This is a genomic window from Micromonospora sp. NPDC047074 (assembly GCF_040643815.1).
GTDB lineage: Bacteria > Actinomycetota > Actinomycetes > Mycobacteriales > Micromonosporaceae > Micromonospora.
The window spans coordinates 76,371-90,670 of the sequence record NZ_JBEYVB010000012.1 but is presented as its reverse complement, the minus strand read 5'-3'; the positions used below and the strand labels follow the sequence as shown (position 1 = coordinate 90,670).

14 protein-coding genes are annotated in these 14,300 nt (G+C 73.4%); 7 read left to right on the top strand and 7 right to left on the bottom strand.

Annotated features, from left to right (window positions below; all coding sequences use genetic code 11):
• Positions 1–57 precede the first annotated feature (57 nt).
• From ABZ809_RS17565 to nudC, 3 genes are read left to right on the top strand one after another with little or no spacing between them, the layout of a single operon-like run.
• Positions 58–1,368, top strand: a complete 1,311-nt coding sequence (locus tag ABZ809_RS17565; protein ID WP_357563543.1) for a pitrilysin family protein — start codon at positions 58–60, stop codon at positions 1,366–1,368.
• 17 nt (positions 1,369–1,385) lie between these two features.
• Positions 1,386–2,729, top strand: coding sequence for a pitrilysin family protein (locus ABZ809_RS17560; RefSeq protein ID WP_357563542.1), 1,344 nt, complete (start codon positions 1,386–1,388; stop codon positions 2,727–2,729).
• The gene (gene nudC / locus ABZ809_RS17555; protein ID WP_357563541.1) at positions 2,726–3,664 is read left to right on the top strand and encodes an NAD(+) diphosphatase; all 939 of its coding nucleotides are present in this window, start codon (positions 2,726–2,728) and stop codon (positions 3,662–3,664) included. Before ABZ809_RS17560 ends, nudC begins: the two co-directional genes overlap by 4 nt.
• Positions 3,665–3,990: 326 nt before the next feature.
• On the opposite strand, the gene ABZ809_RS17550 is transcribed toward nudC, so the two are convergent.
• The 3 genes from ABZ809_RS17550 to ABZ809_RS17540 form a co-directional block, all read right to left on the bottom strand.
• A complete protein-coding gene (locus ABZ809_RS17550; RefSeq protein ID WP_357563631.1) occupies positions 3,991–4,263 on the bottom strand; it encodes a hypothetical protein in 273 nt (90 codons plus the stop codon).
• A 214-nt stretch (positions 4,264–4,477) separates the two neighbouring features.
• A complete protein-coding gene (locus tag ABZ809_RS17545) occupies positions 4,478–4,714 on the bottom strand; it encodes a DUF397 domain-containing protein (RefSeq protein ID WP_357563540.1) in 237 nt (78 codons plus the stop codon).
• Positions 4,715–4,786: 72 nt separating this feature from the next.
• On the bottom strand, positions 4,787–5,767 hold the full coding sequence (locus ABZ809_RS17540; RefSeq protein WP_357563539.1) for a helix-turn-helix transcriptional regulator: 981 nt from the start codon (positions 5,765–5,767) through the stop codon (positions 4,787–4,789).
• A gap of 110 nt (positions 5,768–5,877) precedes the next feature.
• On the opposite strand from ABZ809_RS17540, the gene ABZ809_RS17535 reads away from it, so the two are divergent.
• Positions 5,878–7,272, top strand: a complete 1,395-nt coding sequence (locus ABZ809_RS17535; protein WP_357563538.1) for an MFS transporter — start codon at positions 5,878–5,880, stop codon at positions 7,270–7,272.
• A gap of 113 nt (positions 7,273–7,385) precedes the next feature.
• On the opposite strand, the gene ABZ809_RS17530 is transcribed toward ABZ809_RS17535, so the two are convergent.
• The gene (locus ABZ809_RS17530) at positions 7,386–7,628 is read right to left on the bottom strand and encodes a mycoredoxin (RefSeq protein WP_357563537.1); all 243 of its coding nucleotides are present in this window, start codon (positions 7,626–7,628) and stop codon (positions 7,386–7,388) included.
• 92 nt (positions 7,629–7,720) lie between these two features.
• On the opposite strand from ABZ809_RS17530, the gene ABZ809_RS17525 reads away from it, so the two are divergent.
• The 3 genes from ABZ809_RS17525 to ABZ809_RS17515 all read left to right on the top strand — a co-directional run bounded on the left by ABZ809_RS17525 (position 7,721) and on the right by ABZ809_RS17515 (position 10,767).
• Positions 7,721–9,886, top strand: coding sequence for an ATP-dependent DNA helicase UvrD2 (locus ABZ809_RS17525; protein ID WP_357563536.1), 2,166 nt, complete (start codon positions 7,721–7,723; stop codon positions 9,884–9,886).
• Positions 9,887–10,013: 127 nt separating this feature from the next.
• Positions 10,014–10,271, top strand: a complete 258-nt coding sequence (locus ABZ809_RS17520) for a hypothetical protein (protein WP_357563535.1) — start codon at positions 10,014–10,016, stop codon at positions 10,269–10,271.
• A 130-nt stretch (positions 10,272–10,401) separates the two neighbouring features.
• A complete protein-coding gene (locus ABZ809_RS17515; protein ID WP_088998544.1) occupies positions 10,402–10,767 on the top strand; it encodes a WhiB family transcriptional regulator in 366 nt (121 codons plus the stop codon).
• A gap of 324 nt (positions 10,768–11,091) precedes the next feature.
• Here the strand turns inward: ABZ809_RS17515 and ABZ809_RS17510 are convergent, their stop codons facing one another.
• The 3 genes from ABZ809_RS17510 to ABZ809_RS17500 form a co-directional block, all read right to left on the bottom strand.
• Positions 11,092–12,438: an AarF/ABC1/UbiB kinase family protein gene (locus tag ABZ809_RS17510; protein WP_357563534.1), complete on the bottom strand. Its 1,347-nt coding sequence runs from the start codon at positions 12,436–12,438 to the stop codon at positions 11,092–11,094.
• Positions 12,439–12,518: 80 nt separating this feature from the next.
• Positions 12,519–13,586 (bottom strand): hypothetical protein, encoded by a 1,068-nt coding sequence (locus ABZ809_RS17505; protein WP_357563533.1) that lies wholly within the window; start codon positions 13,584–13,586, stop codon positions 12,519–12,521.
• A 253-nt stretch (positions 13,587–13,839) separates the two neighbouring features.
• Positions 13,840–14,007, bottom strand: coding sequence for a DUF5679 domain-containing protein (locus ABZ809_RS17500; protein ID WP_012014940.1), 168 nt, complete (start codon positions 14,005–14,007; stop codon positions 13,840–13,842).
• Positions 14,008–14,300: the final 293 nt, after the last annotated feature.

Below are 14,300 nucleotides of genomic sequence, written 5' to 3'. Positions count from 1 at the left end.
GACGGGCTGGCGCGAGGTCGCCGCTGACGGGGGCGTCGACACGCTAGGGTCGACTCCGTGGCGGCGCGGAGAGCGAAAATTCCAGCGACGAAGTACCCGGTCGAGCGGTTCACCCTCGACAACGGCCTGCGGGTGGTCCTGACCCCCGACCGCAGCGCCCCGGTGATCGGGGTGGCGGTGGTCTACGACGTCGGGATCCGCTCCGAGCCCGAGGGACGCACCGGTTTCGCGCACCTCTTCGAGCACCTCATGTTCCAGGGCTCGGAGAACCTGGAGAAGCTGGCCCACTTCCGGCACGTGCAGGGGGCGGGCGGCACCTTCAACGGCTCCACCCACCTGGACTACACCGACTACTTCGAGACCCTGCCGAGCAACGCGCTGGAACGGGCGCTGTTCCTGGAGGCCGACCGGATGCGCGGCCCCCGGCTGACGGAGGAGAACCTGCGCAACCAGGTCGACGTGGTCAAGGAGGAGATCCGGGTCAACGTGCTCAACCGCCCGTACGGTGGTTTCCCGTGGCTGACCCTGCCGCCGGTGATGTTCGACACCTTCCCGAACGCGCACGACGGCTACGGCTCCTTCGTCGACCTGGAGTCGGCCACCGTCTCCGACGCCGCCGACTTCTTCCGTCGCTACTACGCCAGCGGCAACGCGGTGCTGGCGGTCAGCGGCGACATCGACGTCACCGAGGCGACCACGCTGATCGAGCGGCACTTCGGCGACGTGCCGGCCCGGCCCGCGCCGGAGCGCCCCGACTTCGCCGAGCCCGACCTGACCGCGGAGCGGCGCACCTCGTACACCGACAGGCTCGCCCCGCTGCCGGCGGTGGCCGGCGCCTGGCGGGTGCCCGACCCGATCACCGACTTCGCCGGCTACCTTCCGTACGTCGTGCTGGCCGAGGTGCTCACCGACGGTGACGCATCCCGGCTCGTTGAGCGGCTGGTCCAGCGGGACCGGGCGGTGACCAGCCTCGGCGGCTACGTCGGCTTCATGGGCGACCCGTTCGACGTGCGGGACCCGACGGCGCTGCTGCTCGAGGCACACCTGCCGCCCGGCGGGGACGTGGACAAGGTGCTGCGCACCATCGACGAGGAACTGGACCGGCTGGCCGGCGACGGCCTGGCCGAGGGGGAACTGGCCCGCACCCAGGCCCGGATGGCGACCCACCTGCTGCGCGGCACCGACGCGGTGCTCGGCCGGGCGTTGCAGATGGCCGTGCTGGAGCAGCAGCGCGGCGAGCCGGGGCTGCTCAACGACCTGCCCCGGCTCGTCGGCGAGGTCACCGACGAGCAGGTCCGCGCCGCCGCGGCCACCCTGCGGCCGGAGCGCCGCGCGTCCATCGAGGTCATCCCCGGAGGTGGCCAGTGAGTGCGAGGAGCGAGCCGGTGTCGGTGACCGCAGAGGCCGCGGCTCGGCCGCTGCCGCCGCTCGGGCCGAACCGCAGGCTCAAGCTGCCCAAGCAGGCCGAGCGCACGCTGGGCAACGGGCTGACCGTGATCGCCGTACGCCGGCCGGCGGTCCCGCTGGTGGAGCTACGGCTGTGGATGCCGTTCGGCCGCGCCCACCTCGCCCGGGGCGTGATGCTCGCGCAGACCCTGCTCTCCGGCACCGAGACGATGTCCAGCGTGCAGATCGCGGCCGAGTTGCAGCGGGTCGGCGGCGGGCTGTCCGCCGGGATCGACCCGGACCGGCTGATGCTCACCGGCGCCGGGCTGGTCACCGGGCTGGACCGGATGCTGGAGATCCTGGCCGACGTGCTGACCGGCGCGACCTATCCGACGCAGGACGTCGCCACGGAGCGGGACCGGCTCGTCGACCGGATCCACGTGGCGCGCAGCCAGCCGGCGCACCTGGCCCGGTCCGCGCTGCTCCGGCGGGTCTACGGCAAGCACCCGTACGCGGTGCAGACCCCCGAGCCGGAGGCGGTCCGGGCGATCCGGCCGGGCGTGCTGCGCGCCCTGCACGCCAAGCGGGTGCATCCCGCCGACGCGGTGCTGGTGCTGGTCGGCGACGTGCAGCCGGACCGGGCGCTGGACGCCGCCGAGAAGGCCCTGTCGGGATGGAACGGCGCCGGGCACACCGCCGACCTGCCGCCCGCCCCGCCGCTGGAGCCCGGGCCGGTGCTGCTGGTCGATCGGCCGGGGTCGGTGCAGTCCTCGCTCCGGATGGCGCTGCCGGCGGTGCCCCGTACCCATCCCGACCACGCCGCGCTGCAACTGGCCAACCTGATCTTCGGCGGCTACTTCTCCTCGCGCTGGGTGGAGAACATCCGCGAGGACAAGGGCTACACGTACGGGCCGCACTCGTTCGTCGAGCACTCGGTGGCCGGCTCGGTGCTGGTCGCCGCCGCCGAGGTGGCCACCGAGGTCACCGGGCCGGCACTGCTGGAGACGACGTACGAGCTCGGCCGGCTGGCCTCCCTCCCGCCCCGCGAGGACGAGCTGGAGCAGGCCCGCCAGTACGCCCTCGGCACCCTCCAGCTCGGCATGTCCACCCAGGCCGGGCTCGCCTCGCTCACCAGCGCGTACGCCGGCAACGGGCTGCGCCTGGAGTTTCTGGCCGAGCACGCCGCCCGGCTGGCGAAGGCGACCGTGGCCGACGTGGCGGAGGCGGCCGCCCGCTACCTCGCCCCGGCCCGGGCGGTCACCGTGGTGCTGGGCGACGCCGAACGGATCGGGCCGCAGTTGTCGGCGCTGGCGCCGGTCGTCGCCGAGCCGGCCGGGCCGTGAGCGGGGAGGCCGCGCCACCACTGGCCCGGTCCACCCTGGACCGGGCGGCACACCGGCGCACCGACCCCGGCTGGCTGGCACAGGCGTGGAGCCAGGCCCGGGTGCTGGTGCTCGACTCCGCAGACGGGGGCCGGGCGCTGGTGCGTGCCGACACGTCGCCGCCGACGCTGGTGCTGGTCGACCCGGCCGGGCTGCCGGCGTCGGCGTCCCCGATGTTTCTCGGCGTCGAGCCGGACGGGGTGCCGGTCTTCGCCGTGGACGCCCCGCTGCCGGCGGTGCCCGGGGCCCGGGCGGCGCACCTGCGCGAGGTCGGCCACCTGCTCGGCGACCGGGACGCCGGGCTGTTCACGACCGCGCTGGCGCTGGTCAACTGGCACCTGCGGCACCGGTACTCGTCGGCCACCGGTCATCCGACCGTGGCCGACGAGGGCGGCTGGTCCCGGGTCGACCCGGCCGGGGAGCGGATCTGGCCGCGTACCGATCCCGCGATGATCGTGCTGGTGCACGACGGCGCCCCGGGCCTGGGCGGGCGGTGCCTGCTCGGCAACAACGCCACCTGGCCGCGCACCGCCGGCGAGCGTCGGTTCTCCTGCCTCGCCGGCTACGTCGAACCGGGGGAGTCCGCCGAGGCCGCCGTGCTGCGCGAGGTCCGCGAGGAGGTCGGCGTCCCGGTCGCCGACATCACGTACGCGGGCAGCCAGTCCTGGCCGTTCCCCGGCTCGCTGATGCTCGGCTTCCTCGCCACGGCCGATCCGGAGCATCCGGTCCAGGTGGACCCCACGGAGATCGCGTACGCCCGGTGGTTCTCCCGCGAGGAGATCGGAAGGGCCGTGGCAGGGCAGCCGGTGGAGGTCGACGGCACCCGGCTGGTACTGCCGCCGCGGTCGTCGATCGCGCTCTTCCTGATCCACCGCTGGCTCGACGGGCACTGCTGAACCCCGCCCGCGCCCTCGCGCCCCCGCGGCCCCTCGCGCCCCCGCGGCCCCTCGCGCCCGCGCCCGCGCGCCCCTCGCGCCCGCGATCTTGCAGTTTCTGCCCGGGCGGATGCCCTAAAAGGGGCATAAGGGGGGCTCAAAGTGCAAGATCGCGGAACGGCGCGGGGCGGGACGGGGCGGGGCGGGACGGGGCGAGGGGCGTGTGTGCCCGGTCCGTGACCGTCGTTGCCGCGGCGGTCACGGACCGGGAACACGGGCCGCCATGGTCGGCTGGGCAAGGTGCGCGGCGGGGGAGCCGGTCCGACCATGACGGACGTCCGGATCGGTCAACTGCCCCGATCGTCGGACCCGGGCCTTCGGGGGTCGGGCTCCGCCAGCGGGAGTACCTTGACCCGTTGCTTTCCGGAGCGGACCGCCCCGACCGTGGCGAGGGCCCGCGCCAGCAGCAGCGCGGCGTCGCGTTCCTCGGCGTGCACGATCTGACGGCGTGGCTCGGGCGTGCTGGTCTCGTCCCGCAGGCGGCCACCGCGCGCCCAAGCGGCGGCGATGTCCACGTCGGCGGCGGCGCGGATGTCGGTGCGAACGATCAGGAAACGCATGTGAGTCTCCGGATGAACCGCGACGGTGGGGAACGGGTGGAAGTTCCACGTCAACCTGCCGGTCATGTTACGCCGCGTGGTTGTCCCAGCAAGTGAAACGCGACGATCGGTTCGCAGCCTCGTCCGATCAGTGGATGCCTGGCCAGCGGTGTGGTGGGCGTGGACGCGAAGGGGCCGCCGGCACTGTGCCGGCGGCCCCGTACCGTTGGGTGGATCAGTTCAGATCGAACTGTCCGTCCTTCGCGCCGGCGATGAAGCCCAGCCAGCCCGCCCGGTTGAACAGCAGGACCGGACCGCCCTGATCCTTGCTGTCCCGCAGGGCCACCGCGGCCGGCCCTGTCCCCAGTGGCGCGACCTCGACGCAGTTCGAGGTCTGGCTGCGGGTGCTCTTGCGCCACGGGGCGTCCGTGAGCTGGGCGCGTACGGACGGTGTGTTGCGGATCTCGTTCATCGTGTCACTCCTGAGGTGAACCGCTCCGATGGAACGAGTGGTGCGGCACGACCCGACAGCCGGCCCCCGTGATCACCGTTCCGTCAGACGTCCGGAGCTACGGCGGCGTTGGGTCGGCGCCGTTGCCGACCCGTACGCCACCGTGGACGCGCGCACCGCACCGGGCAACCGTCCCGTCGCCTCGATCAGCCAGGAGAGGGTGTCCGATTCGGAGAGCGCTGCCGTGCGTAGCCACTCGAATACCACTTTATAGCGATTTAGGGTGTTTGCCTCGGTCGACATGACGTCGGTGAACCCCCCTTCGATGGCCAGCGTCTCCGGATCGAGCGGGTCCGCGAACCGATAGACCGAGAAGGCGGTCGGCGGGAGGTACAGGTGGCCGATCTGCGTGTCGCGAGGCAGCACGTGCAGCGTGATGTTCGGCAGTGTCGCCAGCTCGCAGAGCTGCACGAGCTGCTCCCGCAGGACCTCGGGCGGCCCGGCCCGGCCGCCGAGCGCCGCCTCCTCCAGCACCGCCGTGTAGCGGGGCGCGTCGGCCGTGCGGGTCAGCAGCGCCTGCCGGGCCGCCCGGGCCCGCACCTCGGTGTCGACGTCCTCCTCCGCCTCCGGATCGCCGGCCTCCTCGTCCACCTGCCGGGCCGAGGCGATCCGCAGCGACGTGTAGCTCGGCGTCTGGAGCAGCCCCGGCACCAGGACCGGGTTGTACTCACGGATCTCCGCGCAGCCCGACTCCAGCTCGGCGAAGCTGCGCTGCTGCTGGGTCATCACGGGGTAGTTCCGCAGCCAGCCGCGGATGTCGCCGGCCTCCTGGGCGATGCCGAGAAGCTCCTCGCGCTGCGCCCGGTCGGCGCCGTAGACGTCCAGCAGGACCGCGACGTCGTCCGGGTCCGGGCGGCTGCGGCCGTTCTCCAGCCGGGACAACTTGGACGCGGAGGCCCAGCCGATCCGCTCGATGACCTGGTCGCCCGTGAGACCCGCGACCTCGCGTAGCCGGCGCAGTTCGACGCCCAACCGGCGGCGGCGCATGATCGGGCTGGGTGCGGCAGGAGGCACGGCGTCCTCTTTTCCGTGAACCGCCGTGGACGCGACGGTAACTGTATGAAATTCGCCCCCCACGGTCAGTATGGACGGCGCGACCCCTGCCGGAGGCCCCGGCGGGGGGCGTGTCTCACAGAAAAGAGGACCGGGGAAGCCCGGCGGTGTCCGGTACGGCGCCGTCGGACCGCCCGCGTCACCCCCACCCGCGCCATGTCGCGCACCACGCCCGCCGGAGGGACCCCATGCGCACCGTCCTGCGCCGCCCGGATTTCCGCCTGCTCTTCGGCGGCCTGCTAGCGAGCATGGCCGCCGAGTCGATCCTGCTGCTCGCCCTCGCGATCTGGGTGAAGGACCTGACCGGGTCGGACGGGCTGGCCGGCGCCACCATCTTCGCGGTCATCGCCCCGATGACGTTGGCCCCGCTGGTCGGGTGGTTCGTCGACCGCTACCCCCGCCGCCCGTTCTTCGTGGTGGCCAACCTGGTGACGGCCGTGCTGCTCACCCCGCTGCTCACGGTGCGGACCCCGGCCGACGTCTGGATCATCTACGTGGTGGCGGCCCTGTACGGCCTGTCGTACATCACGCTCAGCGCCGTGCTCAGCGGCCTGATCCGCCAGCTCGTGCCGGTCGAGCTGCTGGCCGACGCGAACGGCGTCTTGCAGACCGTACGCCAGGGCCTGCGGTTGATCGGCCCACTGGCCGGCGCCGGGCTCTACGCGGCCGCCGGCGGCTGGATGCTGGCCGTGATCGGAATGGTCGGCTTCCTGTCGGCGGCCGTCGTGGTGGGCGCGCTGCGGACGACGGAGACGCCGGCCCCTGGGCCGGAACTGCGCTGGTCCGCCGAGGTGGGTGCCGGGCTGCGGCACCTGTCCGGGGAGCCGGCGCTGCGCCGGGCGCTGCTCGGCTACGGGCTGGGCTCGCTGGCGATGGGCTTCAGCGAGTCGCTGATCTTCGCGTACGTCGACCAGGGGCTGCGCCGGGACGCCGCGTTCGTCGGCGTGCTGGTCACCGTGCAGGGGATCGGTGGACTGGTCGGCGGGCTGCTGTCACCCGCCGTGGTGCGTCGGGTCGGCGAGGTGGGCACACTCGCCACCGGGGTGATGTTCTTCGGGCCGGCCTCGCTGGCCCTGGTCTACCCGAACCTCTGGCTCGGCTTCCTCGCGGTGCTGCTGGCCGGGGTGTCGCTGCCGCTGACCATGGTGGGACTGCACACGCTGATCCAGCGGCGTACCCCGGCAGGTCTGCTCGGCCGGGTCGCCGCGGCCTCGGAGGCCCTGGTCAGCGGCCCGCAGGCGCTCTCCATCGGCACAGGGGCGTTGCTCGTCGGTCTGCTGGACTACCGCCTCCTGTTCGCCCTGATCGGGGCGGTCACCCTGCTCGCCGGCGGCTACCTCTGGCACGGCCGTACGCTCAGCCCGCCGCCGGCCGCCCGGATTCCCGCTCCCCGCCGGCCCTGCGACGAGCCCGCCCTCGCCGGCCCGGAGGTCGTCGGCAGGACACCTCCGGTCCCGGGGCGATGAGCCTGCGCGCCCGACGAGGCCCCGCGCGGCCGAGGCGGCGCGGCGTGCCGGGTGGGACGCGACGAGCGGCCGGCCCGGTGGGGCGGCCGCTCGTCGGCGGGTGTCGCGTCAGGTCAGGCGGCGATCGTGGCCAGGTGCTGCTTGACCTGGGTGATCGAGGGGTTGGTCAGGGCACTGCCGTCGGCGAAGCGCAGGGTCGGCACCGTCTGGTTGCCGCCGTTGACGCTCATCACGAAGTCCGCGGCCTTCGGGTCCTGCTCGATGTCGACCACCTCGTAGCCGATGCCCTCCCGGTCGAGCTGCGACTTCAGCCGGTGGCAGTAGCCGCACCAGGGGGTGGAATACATCGTCAGCATGGTCAGGTCCTCCAACGGTCCGCATGGCGGCTTGCCGATCAAGCCCAGGCTAACCACTGCAACGTCCGGCGGAGCTGAGACAATTCCTCGCTGTGGCGGTTCACTCAGCATCCGGGCGCGTGCTCGCCGGGCTCGACCCGGAGCAGCGGTCGGCGGTGACCGCGCCCGCCGGCCCGGTCTGCGTCCTGGCCGGCGCCGGCACCGGCAAGACCCGCGCGGTCACCTCCCGGATCGCCCACCGTGCGCTCTCGGGGGAGGTCTCCCCCCGGCACGTGCTCGCGGTGACCTTCACCGCCCGCGCCGCCGCCGAGATGCGGAGCCGGCTCGCCGCGCTCGGGGTGCCGGGTGTGCAGGCGCGGACCTTCCACGCGGCGGCGCTGCGCCAGGTGCGCTACTTCGCGCCCCGGCTGCTGGAGGGGCGGGCCATGCCCGAACTGATGGACAGCAAGGTCCGCCTGGTCACGCTCGCCGCGGCGAAGGCCGGCCTGCGTACCGACCGGGCGGCCGCCCGGGACCTGGCCGGTGAGATCGAGTGGGCCAAGTCGTCGCTGGTGGAGCCGGGGGAGTACGTGGTCGCGGCGGCCAAGGCGATGCGGGACACCCCGCACGAGCCGGCCCGGGTCGCCGAGGTGTTCGCGGCGTACGAGCGGCTCAAGCGCTCCAATGGCGTGATCGACTTCGAGGACATGCTGCGCGCCGCGGTCTGGGGCATCGAGGAGCACCGGGACGTCGCCGAGCAGGTCCGCGCCCAGTACCGGCACTTCGTGGTCGACGAGTACCAGGACGTCAACCCGCTCCAGCAGCGGCTGCTGGACGCCTGGCTGGGCGGGCGGGACGACCTGACCGTGGTCGGCGACGCCAGCCAGACGATCTACTCGTTCACCGGGGCCACCTCGTCGTACCTGGTCGACTTTCCGCGTCGCTACCGCGGGGCGACGGTGGTCCGGCTCGTCCGCGACTACCGGTCCACCCCGCAGGTCGTCGGGCTGGCCAACGCGGTGATCTCGCAGGCGCGGGGCGCCGAGGCGCGGTTGCGCCTGGAGTTGGTCGGCCAGCGTCCGCCCGGCCCCGAACCGGAGCTGCGGATCTTCACCGACGAGCCGGCCGAGGCCAACGCCGTGGCCGCCCGCTGCCGCGCGCTCGTCGACGCCGGGACCCCGGCGAAGGAGATCGCCGTGCTGTTCCGGACCAACGCGCAGTCCGAGGCGTACGAGAAGGCGCTCACCGAGGCGCGGGTGCCGTACGTGGTACAGGGGGCGGAGCGGTTCTTCGAGCGGGCCGAGGTCCGGCAGGCGATGGTCGCGCTGCGGGCCGCGACCCGCTCGATCCCGGGGGAGACCCCGCTGCCCGCCGCCGTGGTCGAGGCGCTCGCCGCGGTCGGCTGGGCCCCCGACGCGGCCCCGGCCGGTGGCGCGGCCCGCGAGCGGTGGGAGGCCCTCGCCGCGCTGGTCCAGCTCGCCGAGGAGTACGCGGCCACCCCTGAGGTGCTGCCCATCGGGCCGGCCGCCTCGGTCGAGCGCCCGGTCACCCTGGCCGACTTCAACGACGAGCTGGCCCGCCGGGCCGCCGCGCAGCACGTGCCGACCGTGGACGGGGTGACCCTGGCCTCGCTGCACTCGGCGAAGGGCCTGGAGTGGGACGCCGTCTTCCTGGTCGGTCTCTCCGAGGGCACCCTGCCCACCACGTACGCCAAGACCGCCGAACAGGTCGAGGAGGAACGCCGGCTGCTCTACGTCGGCGTCACCCGGGCGAGGGAGTGGCTCTGGCTGTCGTACGCGGCGGCCCGCTCACCGGGCGGGCGGACCCGCCGGCCCTCGCGGTTCCTGCCGCAGCTCGACCGCTCGGGCGGGACCGAGCGGGCCGGCGGCGGCCCGGCGGTGGCACGCCGGCCGGAGCGGCGCCGGACCCAGATCGTCTCCTGCCGGATCTGCGGCGCCACCCTGCTCGCGGGCCCGGACCGCAAGCTCGGCCGCTGCCCCACCTGCCCGTCGGACATCGACGAGGAGCTGCACGAACGGCTGCGCGAGTGGCGCCAGCGGGTGGCCGGTGGGCAGCGGGTACCAGCCTATGTGGTGTTCACCGACGCCACGCTCGTCGCGCTCGCCGAGCGGCGCCCCGGCCGGGCGGAGGAGCTGATCGCCATCGCCGGAATCGGACCCCGGAAGTTGGGTCTCTACGGGGAGGCCGTGTTGGCGCTGGTGGCGGGCGCGGCGGTCGACGAAGTCTGCTCTGAGAAAACTTTCGAAATCTCGCCGTAAATTCGTTTGCCCTCGCCCCGGGGCGAGGAATAGCCTCATGGCACACCTCGCGAGCGGCGCCATTCCGGCTGCTCACGAGGGGTGGAGACCGTATCGGCACGAGTGAACGTCAGAGGAGGTGGCCCCGATGGAGAGCGTCTACACGTACGAGCGTCCGGCGGCGCTGCTCGCTGCCGTCGCTCCGCTGTCGGCTGTCCGGGTGACCCTCGTCGCCACGCGACCGTCGGTTTCCCAGGTGCACCAGGTCGAGGCTCAGGCCGAGCTGATTCTCGCCACCGCGCCAAACGGGGTTCCGGGGACCAGTGGCTTCACGGGTAAGGGCGTCGATGTCGCCAAGCGGCGCATGGACGTCCGCGGAGTTCCACCTCGAGGTAGACCGGTCTGATCAACAGACCACCGGCTCACCTCGAGGCCGCGGAACCCGCATACCGGGATCCGCGGCCTCAGTTTTTTGCCCGCCAAATGTGTCGGAAGTGCGATCCACGAGATCGAAGTGAGAGAGAGGTGACCGGGCGATGAGTCTGGCGTTGGCCCCGCTCGACGTGAGCGTCGAGGTGGAGGCGAACCTGCCCTGCCGGAAGTTCGACCCCGACCTGTGGTTCTCCGACTCGCCCGCCGAGCTCGAGCTGGCCAAGTCGCTCTGCGGGGACTGCCCGCTGCGCGTCGAGTGCCTGGCCGGTGCGGTGGAGCGGGCCGAGCCCTGGGGCGTCTGGGGCGGCGAGATCTTCGAGCGTGGCGCGGTCGTTCCGCGCAAGCGGCCCCGTGGCCGTCCGCGCAAGGAGGACCTCGCCCGCGACGCGGCGCTCCGGGTCGAGGCCGAGGCGCGGCTGGCGGCCAGTGGGCTGTCCGAGTCGCGTACGACGGTCCGGCTGGCGGCCTGACATGCACCCGTTCCAACCCACCCACGCCGGTGTCGCACCGGCGACGAGAGAGCTGACCACGATGCTGAACGTCTTCAACGGAGTCGCCGAGATGCAACTACTTCACGAAGCGTTGTCCAGGGCTCGAATGCGCCGGCCTCAGGCCGGTCGTACCACCACGCGCACTGAGGCAACCCGTTCCGCCCGTACCGTCGCCATGAACAGCCGTAACCGAGCGGCGCGCGACCTGGGCGTTCTCTAGACCACCACTGATGCCGAGGGGCGGTGACCGGATTCCGGTCACCGCCCCTCGGTGCGTTCCACCCCCGTCGTCGCGCCGCCCGGTCAGCCGACCGGGGCGAAGCCGGGCAGCCAGCGCTCCAAGATGCCCCGGTAGGGCGCCTTCGCCTCCAGCTGGCAGAGCACGCCGATCGACCCGAGCGTCACCCGGTGGATGAGCAGGTACGACGGCGGCAGGTTGAGCTGCCGGCTCAACTGGTACGCGGGGGAGCGGGGGCTGGCCAGCCGGGTCGCCTCGGCGCGCAGCCAGGCCCGGGTGAACCGGAACTCCTCCTCGGCGACCGGCGCCAGCATCGGCCGGAGGAAATCCAGCACTGCCTGGGCGTCGATCGGCTCGGTCTGGCTGACGAAGCCCTCCTCCCGGAGGCCGGCCACCACCTGGTCCGCCTCGCCGCGCAGCGCGAGCCCGGCGAGCCGGCCGATCGGTTCCGGCGTTCCCTCGGGCATCCGGGCGACCGCACCGAAGTCGATCACGCCGAGCCGGCCGTCCGGCAGCAGCCGGAAGTTGCCCGGGTGCGGGTCGGCGTGCAGGAGCCCGGCCCGCGGCGGGGCGGACAGGTGCAGGATGGCCATCAGTCGACCGGCCTCGTCGCGCTGCTCCTCGCTGCCCTCGCGGATGATGTCCGCCAGCGGGATGCCCTCGACCCACTCGGTGACCAGGACCCGGGGGGACGCCGAGACCACCGCCGGGATGTAGATCTCCGGGTCGTCGGCGTACGCGGCGGCGAAGGCGCGCTGCGACTCGGCCTCCAGCTCGTAGTCGAGCTCCTCGGTGATCCGCTCCCGAAGCTCGACCAGGAGCGGTTTGACGTCCAGCCCCGGCTGGATCGCCCGGAACATCCCGCCGAGCCGGGAGAGCTGCTTGAGGTCGGCCAGCAGGGCGTCGCCCGCACCCGGGTACTGGATCTTGACGGCGACGTCGCGGCCGTGCGGCGCGCCCGACGGGCCGTAGCCCGGCTCCCGCCACACCGCCCGGTGCACCTGACCGATGCTGGCCGCGGCGGCGGGGGTGTCGTCGAACTCCACGAACCGGTCCCGCCAGCCCGGGCCGAGCTGCTCGGCGAGCACCTTGTGCACACTGGCCGCCGGCAGCGGCGGCGCCGCCTCCTGGAGCTTGGTCAGGGCCTGCCGGTAGGGCGCGGCGATCTCCTCGGGCAGGGCGGCCTCGAAGACCGACAGTGCCTGGCCGAACTTCATCGCACCGCCCTTGAGCTGCCCCAACACGCTGAAGAGCTGCTCGGCGGTGCGTTGCTGGATCTCTGCGGAGATCACGTCGGAGGCGAGCCCGGTGACGCGCTTACCCATGCCGAGGACGGTCCGACCGGCGAAGCCGAGCGGCAGAGCGGCGAGCTTGGCGGTCCGGGACACGGCCCGGCGCGGGATGTCGGTCACCTGGTCATTGTTACCGACTCCAGGGGCCTGCGGCTGCTCTGCCGCCGGGCTGGGTGCTCGTCCCCACCCTCCGGGCCCCGTCAGCGGCGTCGACGGGAGCATCCGCAGGAGGGATGCGGCGGCCAGATCCGGCGGCGGAACCGACCCGGGCCGGTGATCGCCACCGCGCAGCCCAGGGTCTCCGGGCTGCCCCCGTCGATCTGGGCCAGGCTCTCGGCCGCCGCGTACGCCCCGGCGGCCAGGAGCGTCGCCGTGGCGCACGCCTGCCCGCCGGCATCCGCCGCGAGCTGGGCGGCCAGCGCGGGCCAGCCCGGGTCCCGGTCCGTCCGGTGCAGGTCGAGGCAGTTGAGGCAGGGGCCGACAGGCGGGCGGACGAGCGGCCCGACCACGGGCACGCCCTCCCGGAGCACGACCAGCAGGTGCGGCTGGCGACGCTGGGCGTGGCCGGCGGCGAGCAGGGCGGCCGGTCGGTCCGTACCGAGCTGGACGACCAGGTCGACCCGGCCCCGCCGGAGTGGAGCGGTAGCCGTGCCGGGGGCGGTCCGCTCGACGGCGTCGCGTACCGCCGGGGCGAGCGGGTGGCCGAGAGCGGCGGCCGGGATGCCGGTGCCGACCAGGTCCGTCGGGCGCACCGGGCCGGCCAGGTCGGGGTGGACGTGCCCGATCCCGGCCTGGGCCAGCGCGAGGGCGACCGGAGCACCCAGGTGGCCGCTCCCCGTGACCACCACCCGGGCGGCCAGCCGCCGCCGCAGCACCTGGGCGGGCGTGCCGGGCAGCCGCGCGGCGGCGAGGGCGAGCGCTTCGGCCTCGGCGACGAGCCGGGCCCGGGGCGATCCGGCCAGGTTCTTCGGCAGCAGGGTGTGCGCGGGTACGACCAGGCCGGCGGCCCGGAGCGCGTCGAGCAGCGTGCGGGCCTCGTCGGCGGCAACCTCGGCGGCGACGGCGTGCTCCAGGACCAGCCGCTCGCTGCGGGTGCCGTCGAGCAGATCGAGCAGCCGGGCGGCCCGGGGGTCCGAGATCTCCAGCAGCACGGCGTGGCCCGGCTCGACGCCGAGCTGGAGGGTGTGGCGGTCCCGCCAGAGTCTGGTGAGGCCCGGCAGCAGCGTGGGTCGGGGCAGCGTGGGTCGGGGCAGCGTGGCATGGCGCATGACAACGAATCGTGAGCGCGTCCCTGCGGGCCGTCGATCGTTGTCCACAGATGCCCGCCGCCCTGTCCAGGGCTGTCCACAGGAAATCCCGAGATATCCACAACCGGCCGGTAACCATGTCGGCGAGCCGACAGTTCTGCGCTGTGCCCTGCCGGGATGGGGCAGATGGGCCGGACCAGGCGCGGGGCGGGTCAGGCGCGGCGAAACCGGAGGGGGTGGCCACCGGCCACCCCCTCCGACGCATCCGTACGGGTCAGACCTTCGCCTTGCCCAGGATGCGGTTCACTGTTGTGCCGCACACCGGACACTTGCCCTTGGCCATGTTCATCCCGGTCTTCGAGACCTCGACGCGTCCCTCGAAGTCTCGCTTCTCCTTGCACTTGACGCAGTAACCGTTGTAGGTCTGGGCCTGGTCGGCCACGGTGCCCTCCTCGTCTCGTCCGCCGGCCGATGCCGTCCCGGCGGTTTCCCCGGCGGCGGCCCACTCGGGGCGCCGGCGCCGGGTCCATCTCCCGCGGCCACCGTCGTGACCGCTGGTCCGCGGACCCTACCCAGGTGCGGGCGGTTCCATGTCAGCTGTGCTTCGCCACTGTGAGCAAGTCGACGTCGAGAGTGTGCATGGCGAATTACGTCGGATAAGTCAGTTTGGCGGGGACACGCCGACCGAATCCGGTCAGATAACCCGTGCGAGGCACCCCGAGCTGCGCCCGCCGA

Excerpts from the sequence above, each read along its gene's own strand:
- ABZ809_RS17530 (WP_357563537.1), bottom strand. The coding sequence starts at position 7,628 with ATGCTGACGATGTATTCCACCCCCTGGTGCGGCTACTGCCACCGGCTG.
- ABZ809_RS17515 (WP_088998544.1), top strand. The coding sequence starts at position 10,402 with ATGAGTCTGGCGTTGGCCCCGCTCGACGTGAGCGTCGAGGTGGAGGCG.
- ABZ809_RS17520 (WP_357563535.1), top strand. The coding sequence starts at position 10,014 with ATGGAGAGCGTCTACACGTACGAGCGTCCGGCGGCGCTGCTCGCTGCC.
- ABZ809_RS17550 (WP_357563631.1), bottom strand. The coding sequence starts at position 4,263 with ATGCGTTTCCTGATCGTTCGCACCGACATCCGCGCCGCCGCCGACGTG.
- ABZ809_RS17545 (WP_357563540.1), bottom strand. The coding sequence starts at position 4,714 with ATGAACGAGATCCGCAACACACCGTCCGTACGCGCCCAGCTCACGGAC.
- ABZ809_RS17505 (WP_357563533.1), bottom strand. The coding sequence starts at position 13,586 with ATGCGCCATGCCACGCTGCCCCGACCCACGCTGCCCCGACCCACGCTG.